This is a genomic window from Streptomyces sp. NPDC002386, assembly GCF_053593175.1.
The window spans coordinates 57,504-73,999 of sequence record NZ_JBSFBX010000003.1; the positions used below are offsets into that span (position 1 = coordinate 57,504).

A 16,496-nucleotide genomic window follows, 5' to 3' on the forward strand; every position below is an offset into this window, starting at 1 on the left:
CCTTCGGTATGCCAACTCGACCAAGTTGGCAGCCAACTCTGTTTAAGTTGTCCCCACTTGGCTCATACTCATAAACAACTTGGCGACAACTCCCGTCAGATGGATCAGGGTTGTAGCGTTTTGTTGTGGCTCAGGAGAACGTGGCAGTGAACGGAAGCAGAAGGCTCACGTCCCGGCAGATCGCCGACATCCTGCGGGAACGCATCCGCACCGGCGAGCTGAAGGTGGGAGCGCGCCTGCCCACCCAGGCCGAACTGGCCGAGGAGTTCGGCGTGGAGCGCGGCGCCGTGCGGCAGGCCCTGCGGGCGCTGGCGGACGACGGCCTGCTGAGCGGCGTCAGCAAGGGCAGCCCCCCGCGCGTCGCCGAGCCCGCTCCCGCCCACGGCGGCCCCCAGCCGACGATGGTGGGCCTCGCTCCCCGGCTGACCGAGGCGTTCGCGGCGCCGCACGTCCGCATCGACGCCGTGTGCCTGACCGCGCAGAGCCTGATCCCGGCGCTCGGTGAGCCGCTGCGGCTGATCCACGAGGGCCGCATCCGCCCCGACCGGGTCGACGTGCGGATCCTGCTGCCGTCCCGGGACATCAACCTCGCCTTCCCGGTCTCGGTCGAGGCGCACGGCGACGACGACCCCGTGCACCGGCGCTGGCTGGAGATGCGCAACGCCCAGGGCCAGGTCCTGCAGTACAACCTGCGGGCCCTGCGCACCACGCACGACATCGACGTCCAGGTCACCTTCCGGGCCCTGCCGTTCACCCCGCCGGTCAAGCTGTACCTGCTCAACGGCGTGGAGGCGCTCTTCGCGCACTACATGGTCACCCGGCGTGAGGAGCCCACGGACTCCGGCACGCTGGAGATGTACGACACGCTCGGCTCCGAGTCCCTGCTCTTCTCCTTCGAGAAGCGGTCAGGTCAGCGGGACGCGGCATTCGTGGAGCAATCGCAGAAGTGGTTCGACGCCCTCTGGGAAACCATCACGACGGACCTGACACTCTCCTAGTGACTTCTGATGCGACGCGGACCGAACCGGTGACGGAAGAGACCGAGGGCGAGACCGAGGCACTGCGGAATCTGATCAGACGCGCACGAGTCGTGCTGTGGGACTTCGACGGGCCGATCTGCCGGCTCTTCGCCGGGCACTCGGCGGAGCGCGTGGCGGCCGACCTGGCCCGGTGGCTGGAGAGCCGGGGCCTGCACGGCCTGCTCTCGCAGCAGGAGCGGGAGTCCCTGGACCCGCACGTCGTCCTGCGCGCCGTGGACCGCAGGCACCCCGGCAGCGACCTGGTCGGTGAGCTGGAGGAACGTCTCACCCAGGAGGAACTGCGGGCCACCGGGTCGGCCATGCCCACCGCGTACGCCGATCCGCTGATCCGCACCTGGGCGGCGGTCGGATCGCGGCTCGCCATCACCACCAACAACTCACCGCGCGTGGTGCGCGAGTACCTGGCGGGCCGTGGCCTGGTGGACTGCTTCACCCCGCACGTCTACGGTCGCAGCGAGGAGCTCCGTCACCTCAAACCGGACCCGCACTGCCTGAACCGTGCCCTGAACGCGATGGGTGCGGCCCCCGAGGCCGCCCTGATGATCGGCGACACCCCCTCGGACCTGCTCGCCGCGAACAGTGCGGGGGTTCCCTTCCTCGGCTACGCGCGCAACGAGCGCAAGGAGAAGCTGCTGCGGGAGGCCGGTGCCACGCACACCGTGCGTTCGCTGCGGTCGGTGCTGCTGCAGGTGCGGGCTAGGCCTGAGCCATCAGCAGAGTGAAGACCACGGCGGCCCCGACGGCGAGGCCGGCCCGGCGCGCCCGTACGCCCACCGCCACGGCGGTCAGGAGCAGCACACCGACGGCGCCGAGCCTGGCCTGCGCCTGCGCGCCCAGCGAGAGTTCGACGACCGCTCTGACGATCTGAAGCAGGAGCATGGCCCCCCACCTTCCGTCCACTTCCGGCACCCGCCCAGTGCTCGGTCCAATTGGCCTGCTGGACTGAAACTGGTCTGCCCGCCCCGGCTGATCGCTTAACCAACCGGCAGTAATGAAAGGTGAGTTGACTGAAGAACTGGTTTGCCGGTGGACGGGAAGCGGTACGGTCCTGTCGTGGAGGAGCAGCAGACCAGTGACGGCGGCCCGGGGCGGAAGTTCCAGCGCGTCGCCGGTGAACTGCGCTCCAGGGTGACCGACGGGACGTACCGGCTGCGTTCCTTCCTGCCGTCGGAGCGCGACCTCGCCGAGGAGCTCGAGGTCGCCCGGGTCACGGTCCAGCGGGCCCTGCGCGAACTGGCCGACGAAGGCTGGATCGAGTCCCGCCAGGGCAGCGGCTGGCGGGTGGTCAAGACGCAGGTCATACAGTCCGCGGCACCCCAGGCCACCCGGTCGGCCCGGGGCGCGACCCTGGGCCCGCTCATCAGCGAGGCGTTCGAACGCACCGAAGTGGAGCTGGACGTCTACACGCTGACGTCCGAGACCCTGGACGCGCACATCCGCCTCCAGGTGGAGCGCATCCGCGCGGGCAGCATCCGGCCGCAGCGCATCGCCCTGCGCGTGCTGCTGCCCTCGGAGTCGCTGGTCCTGCCCTATCCGCGGAACAAGAACGACCGGACGGACAGCCGCCCCCAGAAGCGCCTGTGGGCCATCTGCCGGCGCCACACGGAGTCGCTGCGGACCATGCTGAGGGAACTGGCGACGGAGAAGCTGGTCCCGTCCGTGGAGCTCCGGATCCGGCACGTTCCGCTGGTCCCCGTGTGCAAGCTCTACCTGCTCAACGGCGTCGAGGCCCTGCACGGCATGTACGAGGTGATCGACCGCCCGATGGAGCTCGACGACGGAGAGGCGATCACCGCGCTGGACGTGCTCGGCCTGGGCGCCACCCTCACCCACCACGTGAAGGACGGCGATCCGAGCTCGCCCGGATCGGTGTTCGTCGGCAGCATGCGGGCGTGGTTCGACTCGGTCTGGGACCGCCTCGCCGAATAGCGCGGGGCGCCCCGGAGGGCGGCCCGGGTGCGCTAGCATTCCCGCACCGCTGAACCGGTCGGTCTGTTCCCCGCGCATGGAGACGGCGAACCAGCACGCGCCCGGCGCCCGGCCTCGAAGCCCGGCAGACCACCCGTTGTGATTATTCGAGGCCGTCCCTGGTCGTGCCTGGAATCAGCTGCACCTAATGTTTGGCTTACCTTTCTTCTCCCTCGCGCGAATCACCCGGAGCGGCCAGTGGGCGCACCCTCTCTTCCCCGTCGGCACCCCGGGGAAGGCGCCCGGCCCGGCGCCGTCAGCGCATTCGTACGCAGAGCCGCCGAACAGGGCGTGGCGAGCAGCGGGCACCACAACCGGAACTACGTGCTGCCGGTCACCGAGGACGTGCGGCACCTGCTGGGGCGTGACACCGGTACCTCCGTCACGGTGCGGGTCCGCCGAGGCGACGTGCTGCCGGTGGTGATCAGGACGTGGCAGGACGAGTCGGCGATCCTGGACGCCATCAAGGGCATCCTGCCGCACGTGCCGCAGTGCCTGGCCAAGGGCGACGGCTACACGATCCACAGCTATGTCGAGGGTGTCCCGCTGTCCAGCGTGTGCGAGAACGGCAAGCCGGTCGACGCCCTGCTCGTCAAGGCCCTGGCCGGTCTGCTCGGTCAGATGGCGCAGGTGCGCAGGGAGGCGCTGCCGCCCCTGCCGGCCGCCTGGCCGCGCAACGACAAGGACAGCCAGGGCTTCCTTCAGACGCTGGCGCATCTCGCGGACCGTCAGATCCGGCGGGCGAACTGGCCGGGCTTCGGCGGGCTGTTCGCCGCGCTCGGCATCCCCGAGGACGCCCTGACGCGGTTCGCCGAGCGGGTCCCGGCGATGGCCCGGCGGCCCTACAGCCTGCTCCACGCCGATCTGCACCGCGACAACCTGATCATGTCCTACGGCGGTGACCCGCCCCTGATCTGCGTCGACTTCGAGCTGGCGACCTACGGCGACCCCTTGCACGACCTGGCGACCCACCTGGTCCGCATGCGCTACCCCGCGCACCAGTGGAACGAGGTGATCGACGCCTGGGCGGACACCATGCGGCTGATCCGGCCCGCGGCCGTCAACGGGCTCGCCAAGGACCTGCGGCACTACATCGCCTTCGAGCGGGCGCAGTCGGTCTACCCGGACGTGATGCGCGCGGCCGACTCCCTGCACGCGTCGCCCGACCAGAAGAGCCTGGACGAGGCGACCGCGGAGGTGCGGCGCGCCCTGGAGGCGGCGGCGGCTCCGCTCGGGCTGGGCAACCTGCCGGACCCGCGGGAGATCGAGCGGATCCTCTTCCGCTGGCGCGCCGCGAGGAACGGCGGCCTCGGCCTGTCCGCCAAGTCCATGGACTGGCACCAGGACCAACGCGTCCCCGAGCACCCCGACTTCCCGCACTCCGCGGTGCGCCAGGCCCTGTCCGCGGAGGGCGCCACGCCCGCCAGCCGCGTCTTCAAGGGCACCGGTCACCTCAACTCGGTGGTGCGGGTCCCCGATGTCGGTTTCCCCGTCGTGGTCCGGCGCAAGGTGGCCAACGTCTGCCGCAGGGAGCGCGGCTTCCTCAGCGAGCACGCCGTGCTCCGGGCCATCGAACTCGCCGGCGTGGGCGTGGCGGCCCCCAAACTCCTGGCCCTGGGGGCCGGCTACCAGGGGGAGCAGTTCTCCATCCACACCTACGAGGGGCCGCGGGACGGTGAGCGTCCCCCCAGCCACCCCGTGCACGGCCTGCTGCCGCACGAGGCGGACCGGCTGGTGGACCAGCTCCACGCCCTGACGCGGGTGAGCTACAAGGAACTGGACCCGGCGGCCGGCGAGGGGGACTTCTACGGCTGGCTGAGCGACCAGCTCGTCCTGCTGGTGGAGGAGCTGCCGAAGGAGTCCCAGCAACTGGCGCGGCTGTTCGGGCTGCCCGACGGCACCCGGCTCCGGCAGATCCTGGCCCGGCACACCGTGAGCCGCCGGGAGCCCGCCCTGCTGCACGGCGACCTGAACCCCTGGAACCTCGTGCGCCGCGCGGACGAGGTGGCGCTGACGATCATCGACTGGGAGATGGCGGTGGTCGGCGACCCGCTCTACGACCTGGTCAGACACATGCACCTCACCCCGACCCGCCCGGAGATCCGGGACCGCATGTTCCAGCGCTGGCAGAAGCTGCTGGCCCCCGGTCACACCGTCGACTGGTCGCAGGACTGGCGGATCTACCGCTGGATCGAGATCGTGCGCTCGGCCTACGTGGACCTCGACCGCCTGGTGACCGGCGCGAGCCTGGACGCCCCGAACGTCCGCCGGGCCGTGGACTCGTACCCCATGACCCTGGCCGCGGCGACCGCCTCCCTCGGCCTGCCCGCCCGCCGCCCGACCGCGAACCCCTACCTGGCCCGCGCTCTGGCGTGAGACCGGGCCCGCCGCCTGGGCTCCCCGCCGCCTAGGCTCCCCCCATGGAAGAGATGGGCCTGCGCGAGCGCAAGAAGCGGCGGATGTACCAGGACGTGTCGGACACCGCCGTGCGGCTGTTCCTGGAGCGGGGGTTCGACGCCGTGTCCGTCGCGGAGGTGGCCGCCGCGGCCGGGATCTCCAAGCCGACGCTCTTCCGGTACTTCCCGGCCAAGGAGGACCTGGTCCTGCACCGGATCGCGGACCACGAGACGGAGGCCGCGCGGATCGTGGCGGGAGCGGCGGAACCGCTGGAGGCGCTGCGCCGCAACTTCCTCGACGGGCTCGAACGGTGCGATCCGGTCACCGGTCTGAACGACCACCCGGCGGTGCTCGCCTTCCACCGGCTGCTGTACGGGACCCCCGCCCTGGCGGCGCGGGTGTACGGCTATCTGGAGCGGTCGGAGGCCGCGCTCGCCGAGGCGCTCGGCGGCGGACTGGACGCGCGGCTCGCCGCGGGCCAGATCGTCGCCGTGCAGCGGATCCTGGCGCTGGAGAACTGGCGGCGGATCGCGGCGGGGGAGGGTGTGGAGGAGGTCCGGCCGGACGCCGTGCGGGCCGCCGAGCGGGCCTTCGGCCGGCTGGCCGCCGGGCTGCCCGGGCTCCACGCCGCTGAGACTCAGTAATAAATGTAACTTGGTAACGAATTTTCGCTACGCTGACGGCATGACGTCATCCCAGCGCGCCCTCGACGGCACCCTCCGCACCGAGCGCGCTTACCACGACACCTGCCGCGCCGCCCTCGCCGCCATGGTCGACGGCGCCGCGGCGCAGGTCGTCACCGGCGAGGACGTCTCCGCCTCCGGTGCCGACGCCGAGGTGCTCGGTTACCGGCTGCGCAGCCGGGCCAAGGCACTGCGCGAACTGCCCGAGGGCCCGCTGTTCTTCGGCAGGCTGGACTTCGCCACGGACGATCCGGGACACGGCGGGCAGAGTTACCACGTCGGCCGCCTGCGGATCACCGAGGACCCGGCCGCCCCGCCGCTCGTCGTCGACTGGCGGGCCCCCGTCTCCCGCGCCTTCTACCAGGCGAGCGCGGGCGAGCCGCAGGGCGTCGAGATCCGCCGCAGGTTCGGCTGGGCGGCGGGCGGCCGCGGCGACTCCGCGGACCTCACCGGCTTCGAGGACGAGCGCCTCGGCCGGGGCGAGTCCCGGGTCAGCGACATCGTCGCCCGGGAGATCGAGCGGCCCCGGGTGGGCCCCATGCGGGACATCGCCGCCACCATCCAGCCCGAGCAGGACGACCTGGTCCGCGGCGACCTCACCGCCTCCGTCTGCGTCCAGGGCGCCCCCGGCACCGGCAAGACGGCCGTCGGCCTGCACCGCGCCGCCTATCTCCTCTACACCCATCCCCAGCGCGTCCAGCGCGCCGGAATGCTGATCCTCGGCCCCAACCGCACCTTCCTCTCCTACATCGCCGAGGTGCTGCCCTCGCTCGGGGAGAGCGGCGTGCGTCAGGCCACGCTGCTCGACGAGATCGCCCGCCACCCGGTGACCGGCGACGACCCCGCCCGCACGGCCGCCGTCAAGCACGACGCCCGGATGGCCGAGGTGCTGCGCCGCGCCCTGTACGCGCGCGTGTCCACCGACGGCGTCAGCGACCTCGCCGTACCGGACGGCTCCTGCCGGTGGCGGGTGTCCGCCGCGCGTCTGGCCGGCATCGTCGAGGAGGTGCGCGCCGAACGGCAGCCCTACGCGGTCGGCCGCGAGCGGGTACGGGCCCGGGTGGTGCGCCGGTTGCTGGAGCAGGCCGAACGGCGCTCCGGGCCGCCTCCGAACGCGTGGGTGCGCCGGATCGAGCGGGCGCGGGCGATCACCGCCCATCTGGACGCCGTATGGCCGAAGGCGCGGCCCGAGGAGGTCCTCGCCGCACTGTTCACCGACCGCGCGGCGCTGGCCCGGGCCGCCGAGGGGCTGCTGGACGCCGGGGAGCAGGAGGCCCTGCTGTGGGCCCGCCCGCCGCGCTCGTACAGGTCCGCCCGCTGGTCGGCCGCCGACCTCGTGCTGCTCGACGAGGTCGCCGGGCTGGTCGAGCACCCCGAGGGGTACGGGCACATCGTCGTGGACGAGGCGCAGGACCTCTCGCCGATGGAGTGCCGGGCGGTCGCCCGGCGCGCCGAGTTCGGCTCGCTGACCGTGCTCGGCGACCTCGCCCAGGGCACCACCCCGTGGGCGGCCCGCGACTGGGCCGTGCAACTGCGCCACCTCGGCAAGCCGGATGCCGCCGTGGTGCCGCTGACCACCGGCTTCCGGGTGCCCGGCGCGGTGATCGAGCTGGCCAACCGGCTGCTGGACCGGCTGGACGTGGCGGTACCCGCTGCCAGGTCCCTCCGGACGGACGGAGAGCTGACCGTCCGGCCCACCGACGACGTGCCCGGCACCACCGTGACCGCCGTACGCGCGGCGCTCGCCCGCGAGGGCTCGGTCGGGGTCGTCACGGCGGACGCCGACCTGGCCCGCGTCCGCGACGCGCTCACCGCCGCCGGCATCGGGACGGCCGGCCCGGAGGAACCGGGCGCCCGGGTGGCCGTGGTGCCCGCCGGCCTGGTCAAGGGGCTGGAGTACGACCACGTCGTCGCCGTGGAGCCGGCCGCCGTCGCGGAGGCGGAGGAGCGGGGCGCGAACCGGCTGTACGTGGTGCTGACTCGGGCGGTCTCCCGCCTGGACGTCGTCCACGCCCGGCCGCTGCCGTTCCAGCCGCGGGCTTCAGCCGGCGCCCGACGAGGGGCATCCTGAACGGTGATGCTTCTCTTCCTCGACGTGGACGGGCCGCTCATCCCGTTCGGCGCGGCGGACCTGTCCTACCCGGTGTACGACCGCGGCCTCGCCGGGCCGCCGGACGCGGGCGGCCATCCGCTGCTGAACCGCGTCGACCCCGCGCTCGGCGCGCGGCTCGGCGGGCTGGGCTGCGAACTGGTGTGGGCGACGACCTGGATGGACGACGCCAACACGTGCCTGGCGCCCTGGCTCGGGCTGCCCGCGCTGCCGGTCGTGCGGTGGCCGGACGAGGACGAGCCGCCCGGCCTGCTGCACTGGAAGACCCGCCCGCTGGTCGCCTGGGCGGCGGGCCGCCCCTTCGTCTGGATCGACGACGAGGTGACCGAGGCCGACCGTTCCTGGGTCGCCGTCCACCATCCCGCGCCCGCCCTGCTGCACCGCGTCGACCACCGGTACGGCCTGACCGGGGCCGACTTCAGCGCCGTGGCGGACTGGCTGCGGCGGCCGGCCCGGACGCTCAGCCGGCCGCGGTGTCGGTGAGGACCGCCTGGAGCCGGGCCCGGCACTCGGCGACGAAGGCGGGCCAGGTGTGCCAGTAGTAGGAGATCCCGCTGACCCCGACCGCGATCGCCCAGGCGCGGGCGCGCGCCCAGGTCGCGTCGTCGAGGTCCAGGGCGTCCCGGTAGGCCTGCCGCGCCAGCGGCGGCAGGTCCCACACGGGAGCGTGCTCGGCGTCGGGGAAGCCGACCGAGAGCGCTCCGAAGTCGATGACCGCGTGCAGTCGGCCGTCCCGGACCAGCAGGTTGGTCGGCTTCAGGTCGCCGTGGAGCCAGACATGGGGGCCGGCGGGGTCGGGCAGGGCGAGCGCCGCGTGCCACAGCCGTTCCAGGGTGTCGATGTCGAGCCCGGAGCCCACCGTGGCCCGGCAGTCCTCGAAGGCCGTACCGACCCATTCGTCGCAGGGCCGGAGATGGCCGCCGCGGTACCAGCTCAGGTCCCCGGCGCGCGTCGCCCCCATGAGATCGATGCCGTGCAGCTCACGCACCACCGCAGCCAGGTCCGCGCCGAAGGCCGCCCAGTCCCGGACGGTGTCCGGGCCGGCCTCGTCGCCGTCGATCCAGCGGTGCACCGACCAGGCGACGGGGAAGGCCCCGGTGGGCGTCCCGGCGTGCACGGGCTCGGGGACGCGGCAGGGCAGGAGCGGCGCCAGACGGGGGAGCCACTCCTGCTCCTTGCGCACGGACCGCCCGTCGGCGATCCGCGGCAGCCGTACGAGCAGGTCGTCGCCCAGCCGGTGCATGGTGTTGTCCGAACCGGCGCCCGCGGGCGACAACGGCAGACCGGCCCACTCCGGGCGCTGGGCCCGCAGCAGCGACCGGATGAGCGTCTCGTCGACCGGGATCTCGTCCTCGTGAAGCGTCACCGCGGCAGTCTCACGGCCCGGGGGAGCGGGACGCCAGTGAGTTTCCGCGGCGGTCGTGGTCCCGAGCCGGGCGCACTGCTGTCCTGTCTCAGCTAGGCCCGGGCATTTGGGGCCCACTGGCCTGGGGTGCCCGGAGAACTCTGAGACGTCTGGACCTGGGATCGTCTCAGTTTGCTCCGGGTAGCTGTTATGCCGTGGTGGCAAGGGTCATCCAGGGGTGGAGAGACTCTGTAGAGCTCAGGAGCATGTCCAGTGGTGCATGCACGTAAGGCACATAGCCGGAAACGGTTCGCCCGAACCGTTCCAGAACTTCCGGCTGGGATGCCCCTCGGGCCGTCTGTGCTGCCGGGGGCACGGTCAGCGTTTGATGCGTCCGCGGATGGCGAGGACACCGAGGGCAAGGAGGGTGGGTTCGAGGAGGCGGGAGGTCATCTCGATGTAGGTGCCGGCGGTGGTGAGGTTCTGTCCGCTGGAACGGAAGACGACCGAGTTGACGGCGACGCGGGTGGCTTTCTCCGCGCGGGCCCATGTCAGTCGCTGCTGCCATCCGCCGTGCAGGGCCGGGTCGGGGGTTCTGGTGCTGAGGTTGATCTTGGTGCCGTGGAGGGTGCCGGTGGTGGCGGGGTCGGGGTCATGGGTGGGCAGGCCGACGCCCATCAGGAGTAGCACGGTCAAGCTCATGGCGGCGAGGAGCCAGGTGAAGGCACGGGAGGTGCGCAGGCCGTAGCCGGACAGCAGCCAGTACCCCCACAGCAGGCGGCGTTCGCCCTTCGTGGTGCCGGTGGGGTCGCGGCGGCGCATCTCGCATTCGCCGTAGTAGAAGTCAGCGGCGCCGGGTTCGTTCTTGCCGTCCTCGAAGGTTTTGCGTAGCTGCCGGTACAGCGCGGCCACGTCTACCGCATCAGGGGTGCGAGCAGCGGCGTCGGCCGGGCGATGCCATCCAGCGTCGGGACCGAGGGTGTGGGTGCGCCAGTGGTGTTCCTCGGCGAGCGTACGCCGACGGGTGTAGCGGATGGGCCGGATGCCGCGCCAGCGCTGGCCGATAGGCGGGCCAGCAAAGGTAGTGCGGCCTTCCAGGCGGATCTGGTCGAGGTGGAAGGCTCCGGAGAACAGGCATTTAGTCAGGTCGGTGTCGGTCAGTACCAAATGCGCGGCGTCCACGCCCTGCACCGACAGGATCCGTACCCGATCCGGCGGGCGCGGCTCCTGGGAATCCCCACTCGTCAGCGGGGTCTCGGCCACAAGGTTGGTGCGATGGGTGAAGGGGGCGGGATGAACGGTGACCGCGGTGGGGGCGGTCAGGACCGCTTGGCTGAGATCCACTTCCGCGTACCGGACCCGTACAGTTGCCGTCGACTCCCATCGGGTCCGCTCACACACCAGCTTCTTCGCGGCTATCTCCAATGTCACCGGCAGTACAAATACAACCCGCGACAACTCCACCTGATTCGCACAAACTAATGGCCCCAACGCTGATGTACCCTCAAACCGCGCCCCAGCGTACAAGGCGTTGCCAGAGATCAGCACTGCATCGAACCATGCCTTGCCGGAGAAATTCGCCGAGCGGAAGGAGGCATTTCCGGAGAACTTTGTCCTGTCAAACAGTGCGTCGCCGGAGAACTTCGCTTGGTCGAACAGGGCGTAGCCGAAGACCTGCATGTCACCGAACCCTGCGTTACCGGAGAACTTTACTCCGGGGAATTCGGCGTCGCCGGAGACGTGCGCATCGTGGAACTGTGCGTTGCTGGAGAAGTTCGCTGTGACGAACGAGGCGGTGCCGGAAAACTGTGCCATTTCGAACCAGGCGTCGCCGGTAACTTGTGTCTCCTGGAACCAGGCGTTGCGGGAGAAGCGTGTTCTTTCAAAATGGGCTTCGCCGAGGAACTGTGTTTCTTTGAATTCGGCGGTACCGGAAAAATGTGTATCAGTGAACCGGGCGTCGCCGGAGAATTGCGCGCGGTTGAAGAGGGCGGTGCCGAGGTGGGGATTGCTGGTGGTGGGGTCGGTGAGGGCGTGGAGGAGGCTTTGCAGCAGGTCTGGAGTGAAGAGGGTGCCGCGGTGGTCTACGTCGGCGCCGGGGGTCAGACCGGTCAGGTAGGTGGTGCGGTCGGTGTCGGTGAGATGGGCCAGGCATTTAGTGTGGCCGGGGACGTGAATGCCCAGGCAGCCGACGGGGTCGGTGGCCGGATCCGCGCCGTGCCCGCAGTAGCGCCAGGAGGGTGGTAAGGGTGTGCTCATGGTGCAGCGGCTCCACGGGTTCGTGTCGAGCAGGTACGAACAAGTACGTGCTCTCGACCGGTTCCGGTTCCCGCAACGGCGGTGACGGGGTGCCGTCAAAGCCTGCCACCCGTTCCGAATTCAGGCGGTCTTGGTCTCGCGCAGGATCTGCGTGACGCGGCGGATCATGGCGCCGGTCTTGCTGGGGAGGGCGGGCAGGTTGGTGACATAGGCGGGGTGGCCTGGTGGGAGCCGTCGCGTGAACTCCTTCATGAAGCGGTCGACATCGCTGGGGAACATGCTCTCGGCGAGGAGAGATCGCCAGGCAGGGGAGGCGACCAGCGACATCATCGTGACGGTCGCTGGATAGGCCGCCGCGTAGAGCTGTGGCCCCCAGGACAGGTAGGGGCCGCGGGGCTTGGCGAGTCCCTGGCCGAGGGCGTCCGGGACGAGCGTGTAGTGATGCGCCGCGAACAGTTTTCAAAGGGCGCCGCCGGTCCGAAAGCACTCAGCGGTGACTCTCTCTCCATGACGTCGGACGAGGCGGTGGTGGCGACGCTGAGCCCAGAGGGTTTCCGGCATCTGCGCGAGGTCGACCTGTTCGCGCGTGACAGTGACGGCTTCGCCGATCCAGAGCCTGTGTTGGAGGCAGGCGTGGGTGTAGATAGGGATCCAGGTCATGACGTGCTGGCCTGGCGTTCGGGTGGCCGTGCAGCGCCGGCAGGCCCAGCGCCGTCGGAGGCGCATGGACGCGACCGGCGGCCGGGAGCGGCCCAGGGGGCTCATGCCGTGCTCGTGTCTCCAGCGCAGTTCCGGCAGTGCGTGCCAGAACGTCTCCCGGGGCAGGCCGGTGAGGATCGTCAGACGCCGCAGAAGCGCGGTGACGGAGTCGTCGTCGTGCGCTAGCCAGCGCGAGGGGGTGTGGAGACGTTCTGCGGGAATGCGGTTGGCGTGGGCCAGCCGCTGGCAGTACGAGTTCAGGGTCTCGTTCGGGAACGGGGGGAGGGGCCGGGGCACGTCGCCGACCAGTACCAGCCGCACCAGTTGCCCTGACCCCGGAAAGCCGGGAACCGGCGCTCGGGCCGTACCGACTCGAACCGGACCGACCACAGACGCCCCAGCGGCCCGCGCTCACGGACCCCGCCCGCGTTGACGTACTCCTGCTCGACGTCCTCCGCCGACACCTCACACGCATCCATCCGGGCCCCCGGCACGATGCCGACCAGCCACGACGACCGTAGACACAGCCACAGCGGCGTACCCGGAGAAGACTGAGACACCCCACTAAATGCCCGGAGACGACTGAGACGCCAGTTCAGATGTCCGGAGATCTCCGAGACTGCCCGCACATCACAGAGACAGGACAACTGCGGCGGCCGGGTGAAGTCCACGAGTGGCATGGCGCACTCTTGCAAGCAGATGCTTGCAATTGTTAGCGGAAGTGCGGCATGGTGGAGCCATGGCATCGCTCAACGTCGGCAATCTCGGTGAGTACCTGCGCGAGCAGCGGCGAAACGCCCAGCTCTCGCTGCGGCAGCTCGCCGACGCCGCCGGAGTGTCCAATCCGTACCTGAGCCAGATCGAGCGCGGGCTGCGCAAGCCCAGCGCGGAGGTGCTGCAGCAGGTCGCCAAGGCGCTGCGCATCTCCGCCGAGACGCTGTACGTCCGCGCCGGCATCCTCGACGCCGAACGGGACCGGGACGAGGTGGAGACGCGCGCCGTCATCCTCGCCGATCCCTCGCTCAACGAGCGGCAGAAGCAGGTGCTGCTCCAGATCTACGAGTCCTTCCGCAAGGAGAACGGATTCGGGGTCGGCGAACCGGCGGCGGAGGACGGGGAGGCGGCGGAGCGGACCGACGGCACCGATGTCCCGGGCGACACCGCCGAACGCGGCACCCGCACGGCCGGCGGCAGTGATGCCGGTCCGCGGCGGACGGCCGGATAGCCGGACCAGGGCCCGGCCGCCCAGACCGCGGACACACCAACCTCAGCCGAACGCGAATCCGGGAGGACCCTCACCATGGCCATCACCGACGACCTGCGCAAGACCCTCAGCGACCCGAAGCCGCTCTACTTCGCCGCCGGGACCGCCGACCTCGCGATCCAGCAGGCCAAGAAGGTGCCCGCCCTGGTCGAGCAGCTGCGCGCCGAGGCGCCGGCCCGCATCGACGCGGTGCGCAACACCGACCCGAAGGCCGTGCAGGAGCGGGCCGCCAGCCGGGCCAAGGAGGCCCAGACGACCCTGCAGAGCAAGGTCAACGAGTTCATCGGCACCCTCGACGTCGACCTGAAGAAGCTCGGCGAGAACGCCCAGGACCTCGCCCTGCGCGGTGTCGGCGTCGCCGCCGAGTACGCCGTCAAGGCGCGCGAGGCCTACGAGAAGGTCGCCGAGCACGGTGAGCAGACCGTGCGGACCTGGCGCGGCGAGGCCGCCGAGGAGATCGAGGACCTGGCCATCGCCGTCGAGGGCAAGCCCGAGCCGGGCGAGGTCCGGACGGCGCCGAAGCCGGCCGCGGTCCGGACCGAGCCCGCCACGGTGAAGAAGCCGGCGGTGAAGGAGTCCGTCGTCAAGGAGCCCGCGGCCAAGGACTCCGGCGCGAAGAAGGCCCCGGCGCCGCGCAAGGTCACCCCGACCGCCAAGAAGACGACCCCGCCGGCCAAGTGAGCACGTCCGGCAGGATCTGAACGGGCCGGGCACCCCTGGGGTGCCCGGCCCGTTCTACGGGTACGGTGACCGCGTACGGATCGGGAGACAACAGGCGGTGGACGGCATGCTGATGTTGGGCTTCGCGGGGTTCATGGGGATCTTGAAGATCGTCATGATGGCCCTCGCCGCGTTCGGGCTGTTCGACGCCGCCTTCCGGCGCGAGGACGCCTTCCGCGCGGCCGACAAGCAGAACAAGGTCTTCTGGCTGATCATCCTCGGCATCGCGCTCGTGGTCAGCTACCTGTTCTCGCTGCTGTCCATCCTGCCGATCGCCGGTGTGATCGCGAGCATCGTCTACATCGTCGACGTGCGTCCCGCGCTCAAGCAGGTCTCCGGCGGCAGCGGCTGGGGCCGCCGCCGCGGCGGAAGCAGCAGCGACGGCCCCTACGGTCCGTACAACGGCGGCCGCTGACGGCGGGCCGCCGGCCGGTCAGGACGTGCGGTCCAGCAGGACCACCGCGACGTCGTCCGTCAGCTCGCCGCCGTTGAGGTCGCGGACCTCGCTCACGGCGGCCCGCAGCAGATTCTCGCCGCGCAGCCCCTCGGCCAGCTGGCGGCGGATCATGTCCACCATGCCGTCCTGGCCGAGCCGCTCCCCGTCCGTGCCGACGCGGCCCTCGATCAGACCGTCGGTGTAGAGCATCAGGCTCCACTCGGCGCCCAGCTCCACCTGCATCCGGGGCCAGCGGGCACCGGGCAGCAGACCCAGGGCGGGACCGTTGTTCTCGTACGGCAGCAGCTTCGGCGCCCGGCCGGGGCGGGCGATCAGCGGCGACGGGTGGCCGGCCAGGCACAGGCCCGCCCGGCGGCCGTCGGGGGCGATGTCCACCGTGCACAGCGTCGCGAAGATCTCCTCGTCCGCGCGCTCGTGCTCCAGCACCTCTTGGAGCGTGCCCAGCAGCTCGTCCCCGCACAGCCCGGCCAGCGTCAGCGCGCGCCAGGCGATGCGCAGCTCCACGCCGAGCGCGGCCTCGTCCGGGCCGTGGCCGCAGACGTCGCCGATCATGGCGTGCACGGTGCCGTCGGGGGTGCGTACGGCGTCGTAGAAGTCACCGCCGAGCAGGGCGCGGGAGCGCCCCGGCCGGTAGCGGGCGGCGAAGCGCAGCGAGGAGCCCTCCAGCAGGGGCGTGGGCAGCAGGCCCCGCTCCAGCCGGCGGTTCTCCTGGGCGCGCAGCCTGCCCTCGGCGAGCCGCCGCTCGGCGGTGTCGGAGCGCTTGCGCTCCACCGCGTAGCGGATGGCGCGGCTGAGCAGCCGGCCGTCCAGCTCGTCGCGGAACAGGTAGTCCTGGGCGCCCACGCGCACGGCCTCGGCGCCGCGCTCGGCGTCGCCGGAGGCGGTCAGCGCGAGCACGGCGTGCCGCGGCGCTATCTGGAGCACGTGCCGGAGCACGGCCAGCTCGTCGGCGTCCTCGCCGTGCGGCCGGCCGGGCGCCGGGAGCGCCAGGTCCAGCAGGATGCAGTGGACGTCGTCGGTGAGCAGCCGCTCGGCCTCGGTGAGGTTGCGGGCGGTGCGGACGCGGACCGGCTTGCCGGAGGAGTCCAGCATGTCGGGCACGATCGGCAGACCTGCCGGATCGTCCTCGATCAGCAGCAGGGTGAGAGTGGCGCTGTTGGCGCCGGCCGTGGCGTTGCGGTGAGCCTCTTCCTTGAGGGGGCCGCCTTGGGCGACGGCCTGCGCCTGACCACTCTCCACGGCCGGGATCGCTCTCTGCCGCGGTACGGGTACGGGCATCGTCCTGTTTTCCTTCCCTCCCCCCGAGGGCAGGCGGGGCGAGGGACCTCGACCCACCGTCGGGTGACCATAGCGGTACTGCCCACCCCGATGGAATGGTGTGAGCCGCGTCGCTCGCGCTCAGGCCGCTGTCATATGCCGCGATTCGTAACGCAGTTGGACAGCCCGCCCGCGGGGCGGGGATGACGAAGCTCACGTATCGCCCCGGTTTGCGCGGGGGTTGGCCGTGCGGTGGGTCACACGGCCGGGGCGCGGCGAGAGGCGCGAGGGCCCGCG

At 71.3% G+C, this 16,496-nt stretch carries 16 protein-coding genes; 10 read left to right on the forward strand and 6 right to left on the reverse strand.

Features of this window, described 5'->3' with window-relative positions:
* Window positions 1-146 precede the first annotated feature (146 nt).
* Window positions 147-998, forward strand: coding sequence for a GntR family transcriptional regulator (locus ACWCPN_RS07370; RefSeq protein WP_451203167.1), 852 nt, complete (start codon window positions 147-149; stop codon window positions 996-998).
* Between the two features lie 29 nt (window positions 999-1,027).
* Window positions 1,028-1,762, forward strand: a complete 735-nt coding sequence (locus tag ACWCPN_RS07375; protein WP_451203170.1) for an HAD family hydrolase — start codon at window positions 1,028-1,030, stop codon at window positions 1,760-1,762.
* Here the strand turns inward: ACWCPN_RS07375 and ACWCPN_RS07380 are convergent.
* The gene (locus ACWCPN_RS07380) at window positions 1,737-1,919 is read right to left on the reverse strand and encodes a hypothetical protein (RefSeq protein WP_365127505.1); all 183 of its coding nucleotides are present in this window, start codon (window positions 1,917-1,919) and stop codon (window positions 1,737-1,739) included. The two genes, ACWCPN_RS07375 and ACWCPN_RS07380, sit on opposite strands and share 26 nt — an antisense overlap.
* 174 nt (window positions 1,920-2,093) lie before the next feature.
* On the opposite strand from ACWCPN_RS07380, the gene ACWCPN_RS07385 reads away from it, so the two are divergent.
* From ACWCPN_RS07385 to ACWCPN_RS07405, 5 genes are all read left to right on the forward strand, one after another.
* Window positions 2,094-2,969, forward strand: a complete 876-nt coding sequence (locus ACWCPN_RS07385; RefSeq protein WP_451203173.1) for a GntR family transcriptional regulator — start codon at window positions 2,094-2,096, stop codon at window positions 2,967-2,969.
* 237 nt (window positions 2,970-3,206) lie between these two features.
* Window positions 3,207-5,384 (forward strand): phosphotransferase, encoded by a 2,178-nt coding sequence (locus ACWCPN_RS07390; RefSeq protein ID WP_451203176.1) that lies wholly within the window; start codon window positions 3,207-3,209, stop codon window positions 5,382-5,384.
* A 44-nt stretch (window positions 5,385-5,428) separates the two neighbouring features.
* Window positions 5,429-6,049: a TetR/AcrR family transcriptional regulator gene (locus tag ACWCPN_RS07395; RefSeq protein WP_451203179.1), complete on the forward strand. Its 621-nt coding sequence runs from the start codon at window positions 5,429-5,431 to the stop codon at window positions 6,047-6,049.
* Window positions 6,050-6,089: 40 nt separating this feature from the next.
* On the forward strand, window positions 6,090-8,159 hold the full coding sequence (locus tag ACWCPN_RS07400; protein WP_451203182.1) for a HelD family protein: 2,070 nt from the start codon (window positions 6,090-6,092) through the stop codon (window positions 8,157-8,159).
* A gap of 6 nt (window positions 8,160-8,165) precedes the next feature.
* Entirely contained in the window at window positions 8,166-8,681 is a 516-nt protein-coding gene (locus ACWCPN_RS07405; protein ID WP_451203184.1) for a hypothetical protein, read from the forward strand.
* Here ACWCPN_RS07405 and ACWCPN_RS07410 read toward each other — a convergent pair.
* The 4 genes from ACWCPN_RS07410 to ACWCPN_RS07425 form a co-directional block, all read right to left on the reverse strand.
* Entirely contained in the window at window positions 8,659-9,564 is a 906-nt protein-coding gene (locus tag ACWCPN_RS07410) for an aminoglycoside phosphotransferase family protein (RefSeq protein WP_451203187.1), read from the reverse strand. The two genes, ACWCPN_RS07405 and ACWCPN_RS07410, sit on opposite strands and share 23 nt — an antisense overlap.
* 357 nt (window positions 9,565-9,921) lie before the next feature.
* Window positions 9,922-11,802, reverse strand: coding sequence for a pentapeptide repeat-containing protein (locus ACWCPN_RS07415; RefSeq protein WP_451203190.1), 1,881 nt, complete (start codon window positions 11,800-11,802; stop codon window positions 9,922-9,924).
* A gap of 120 nt (window positions 11,803-11,922) precedes the next feature.
* The gene (locus ACWCPN_RS07420) at window positions 11,923-12,081 is read right to left on the reverse strand and encodes a hypothetical protein (protein ID WP_451203192.1); all 159 of its coding nucleotides are present in this window, start codon (window positions 12,079-12,081) and stop codon (window positions 11,923-11,925) included.
* Window positions 12,082-12,261: 180 nt separating this feature from the next.
* The gene (locus tag ACWCPN_RS07425) at window positions 12,262-12,822 is read right to left on the reverse strand and encodes a TniQ family protein (protein ID WP_451203195.1); all 561 of its coding nucleotides are present in this window, start codon (window positions 12,820-12,822) and stop codon (window positions 12,262-12,264) included.
* A gap of 418 nt (window positions 12,823-13,240) precedes the next feature.
* Here ACWCPN_RS07425 and ACWCPN_RS07430 point away from each other — a divergent pair, with 418 nt between their 5' ends.
* From ACWCPN_RS07430 to ACWCPN_RS07440, 3 genes are all read left to right on the forward strand, one after another.
* The gene (locus tag ACWCPN_RS07430; RefSeq protein WP_358937083.1) at window positions 13,241-13,726 is read left to right on the forward strand and encodes a helix-turn-helix domain-containing protein; all 486 of its coding nucleotides are present in this window, start codon (window positions 13,241-13,243) and stop codon (window positions 13,724-13,726) included.
* Between the two features lie 75 nt (window positions 13,727-13,801).
* Window positions 13,802-14,446 carry a hypothetical protein gene (locus tag ACWCPN_RS07435; RefSeq protein ID WP_451203198.1) on the forward strand — a complete coding sequence of 215 codons (645 nt, stop codon included), beginning with the start codon at window positions 13,802-13,804 and terminating at the stop codon, window positions 14,444-14,446.
* A gap of 106 nt (window positions 14,447-14,552) precedes the next feature.
* Window positions 14,553-14,900, forward strand: coding sequence for a DUF2516 family protein (locus tag ACWCPN_RS07440; RefSeq protein ID WP_392295383.1), 348 nt, complete (start codon window positions 14,553-14,555; stop codon window positions 14,898-14,900).
* Between the two features lie 18 nt (window positions 14,901-14,918).
* On the opposite strand, the gene ACWCPN_RS07445 is transcribed toward ACWCPN_RS07440, so the two are convergent.
* Window positions 14,919-16,220 carry a PP2C family protein-serine/threonine phosphatase gene (locus tag ACWCPN_RS07445; RefSeq protein ID WP_365127490.1) on the reverse strand — a complete coding sequence of 434 codons (1,302 nt, stop codon included), beginning with the start codon at window positions 16,218-16,220 and terminating at the stop codon, window positions 14,919-14,921.
* Window positions 16,221-16,496 lie beyond the last annotated feature (276 nt).